This is a genomic window from Methylocaldum sp. (genome assembly GCF_039794385.1).
Classification (GTDB): domain Bacteria; phylum Pseudomonadota; class Gammaproteobacteria; order Methylococcales; family Methylococcaceae; genus Methylocaldum.
Window position 1 is genome coordinate 1 of sequence record NZ_JBDIVO010000492.1, and the last position, 2,715, is coordinate 2,715.

Annotated in this window: 2 protein-coding genes; one reads left to right on the forward strand and one right to left on the reverse strand. The window is 61.7% G+C overall.

Annotated elements, in window-relative coordinates:
- Positions 1-103: 103 nt before the first annotated feature.
- Positions 104-1,801, forward strand: coding sequence for an ATP-binding protein (locus ABJK70_RS23220; RefSeq protein ID WP_077729043.1), 1,698 nt, complete (start codon positions 104-106; stop codon positions 1,799-1,801).
- A 59-nt stretch (positions 1,802-1,860) separates the two neighbouring features.
- Here the strand turns inward: ABJK70_RS23220 and ABJK70_RS23225 are convergent, their stop codons facing one another.
- Positions 1,861-2,601 carry a YkgJ family cysteine cluster protein gene (locus ABJK70_RS23225; protein ID WP_077729121.1) on the reverse strand — a complete coding sequence of 247 codons (741 nt, stop codon included), beginning with the start codon at positions 2,599-2,601 and terminating at the stop codon, positions 1,861-1,863.
- Positions 2,602-2,715: the final 114 nt, after the last annotated feature.

Sequence of the window (2,715 nt, forward strand, 5' to 3'; positions counted from 1 at the left end):
GATGCCGGGCGACATCCATGCCCTGAGCATCACTGCCTTGACGCCAACGGAGCAGGCGGCTTAGCACGAGGTTCATAAACGGCTTTTTGGGGATAAGCAGAGAATGAAGCTTCAGATCGAGCGGCCCTACATCGAAGCGATGGTCGAAGAGTTCCCGGATTTGGCGCACTTGAAGGAACAATTGCGTTTCGGCAATCGCGTCGAGGTGCCGTTCAGGCAACTGTCGAGCCCTGCGCTCGCGTTTTTAGGGAATCTTTACCGGCAGGCGGGGCCGGAGATGCAGGCCAAGGCCGCGCAACTCGCCACCTTGCAGCAGGCCATGAACGACGACGGAGTGCGCTTCGAAGCCGAAGACCTCGAGATGGTGCTGCCTGCGATTGCCCGCTACTTGGCGGCGGATGCCATCCGCGGCTGGCTGTTCACCGCGAGCGTGGCCGGCCGACCCCTGCCTTACGTCATCACGCGGCTCGACTACACCCCGACCTCGAACGACGAGATCGGGAAAGTCTTCATCGAGCTGAAAGCCAATGCCAAAGGGGCAATCGCCACCCAAACCATCCGAATCATGCCGAGCGACATCGCCGGCAAGACGGTGGCCGAGATTTTCGCCGCCAAGGGGTTCCTCAAGGAAACGCCCGAACTCATCCGCAATTACGACGAGACCGCGGAGCGTTACTTCGATTGGCGTGCCCGTTACGGCGCTCAGTTTTCCGGAAAAGGCACCGGTTTCTACGCGGAGGACCCGACGGCTTCGCACCGGGATACCGATTGGTCCCGCAAGGACGTTGTGGTGCTCTCGTCCGGCGGCGGCAGCGCGCGCCTGGTCAACGATGAGGGCATCCTGAGCTCGCGCGCGCTGACCCTGGATGCGCCCGGGGATATTCTGGGGCCTTATCTGCGCAAGGCGGCCAAGAGCAATCACTATGAGGCCGAGGACGAGGTCCGGGAGTCTCAGGACGCCATGCCCAAGGGACTGTTCACCCAGTTGCCGGTGCATTTCTACATCCTCATGTTCCACCTTGACCTGCACCATTATCTCTGGGTGCACGTGGACGACATCACACCCTACGAGTATCAGCCGGCCCTGAAGCAAAAGCTGATTCTGCCGGAGGAACAGACCGATCTCATCGACATCCTGACCGCCGAGATGGATGTCCTGATGGACGATATCGTCGCCGGCAAGTCCGGAGGCACGACCGTGCTGTGCGCCGGTCCTCCCGGCGTCGGCAAGACTTTGACCGCGGAGGTCTATTCCGAAATCATCCAGCGGCCGCTGTACCGGGTGCATTCCGGTCAGCTGGGGCTGAATGTCGCTGCCATGGAAACGGCGCTCAAGGACGTTCTGACCCGTGCCCAGCGCTGGGGTGCGGTGATGCTTATCGACGAGGCGGACGTCTACATCAAGCGGCGCGACGACAACATCACCATGAATGCCGTGGTCGGGGTGTTTCTGAGGGTGCTCGAATATTTCAACGGCCTGTTGTTTCTCACCACCAACCGGGTGGACGACATCGACGAGGCCATCGTGTCGCGCTGTATCGCGCTGATCAAGTTCTACCCGCCGGATCGGGAAAATCGGATCAAGATCTGGAAAGTGATGACCGAACAGTTCGCGTTGGAGGTCGCCCCGCCGCTGATCGACGAGCTGGCGGATCTGTTTCCGGCAGCCACCGGGCGTGACATCAAGGGACTGGCCAAGCTGGTGGCGAAATACTGTCAGCAGAAGCGGGTGCCGCCGTCCCTGGAAGTTTTCAAGCGCTGCTCGATTTTCCGGGGGATGGACTTGGGTCTGGCTGCATAGCGTTTCCCGCAGAGCGGTACACGGAAGCCATTCGGCGGAATACGCTTCGCTATTCCGCCCTACGGATGAGCCTTGATGGCCTCGAAGGTGCTCGCCATTTCGTCGAGGCTGATTTCGGTCGCCAAAGCGTCGGCGAAGACGTCGTCGCCCGCCGTCCAGCGTTCCTGGAGCTTGCCGTCGGCCAAGGCCATGGAGACCGCCTGGTTGAGCTCGTAGGCGCCGAACGCGTAGCCGGCATCCCGAAGCGCCGATTGCATTGCGTGCTGAACCAGGCTGCGGACGGTCATGTGCGGGGCGGAGAAGGGGATGTCGCCGGCGCGTCCGGCCGCGGCCTCGACACAAGCGCGCTTGTCGTAGGAGGCATGGCCTCGGCAGGCGAGTGGCCGTACCGGGTAAATGACGCAGACGCCGTTGGCGATGAAGGGACACCGGCGCCTGAGAGCCACCCGTTGCTCTTCGCTCAAGCCTCGGGTTACGCGATCGGCATCGGCTAGGCGCTGCTCGAGATCGACTTCGGCGCGTTTCAGGGCGTCGGAGGCCCAACGAACGTAACGCGCGATCAGCAGAATTTCGGGCGCCGTCGCCGTGACGCGGAGCGTGCAGCAGGTGGAGCATCCCTTGTGGCAGGCCAAGGGGGGCAGTCCCTCGGACTGAATTTCGACATTGCCTTCGAAACTGCTGAAGGCCTGTTCCAAGAGTCCGTCGATCAGGTCTTCGCGACCGCGCCGGGCGGCGAGGGTTTCGGTAAAGGCTTGGTGCTGCGCCTTGAAGAAGGCCAGAGGACCGGATTCATCCGGCATCGTTTCTTCCGACATGGGTGATTTTGTCATGTGTGAAAGTGCGCATATTGCGATCTCGACGTATCCGGGTCAATGCACTTGTCCCGCTTCGGGGCTTTCCCGCAGCTCGGCGTA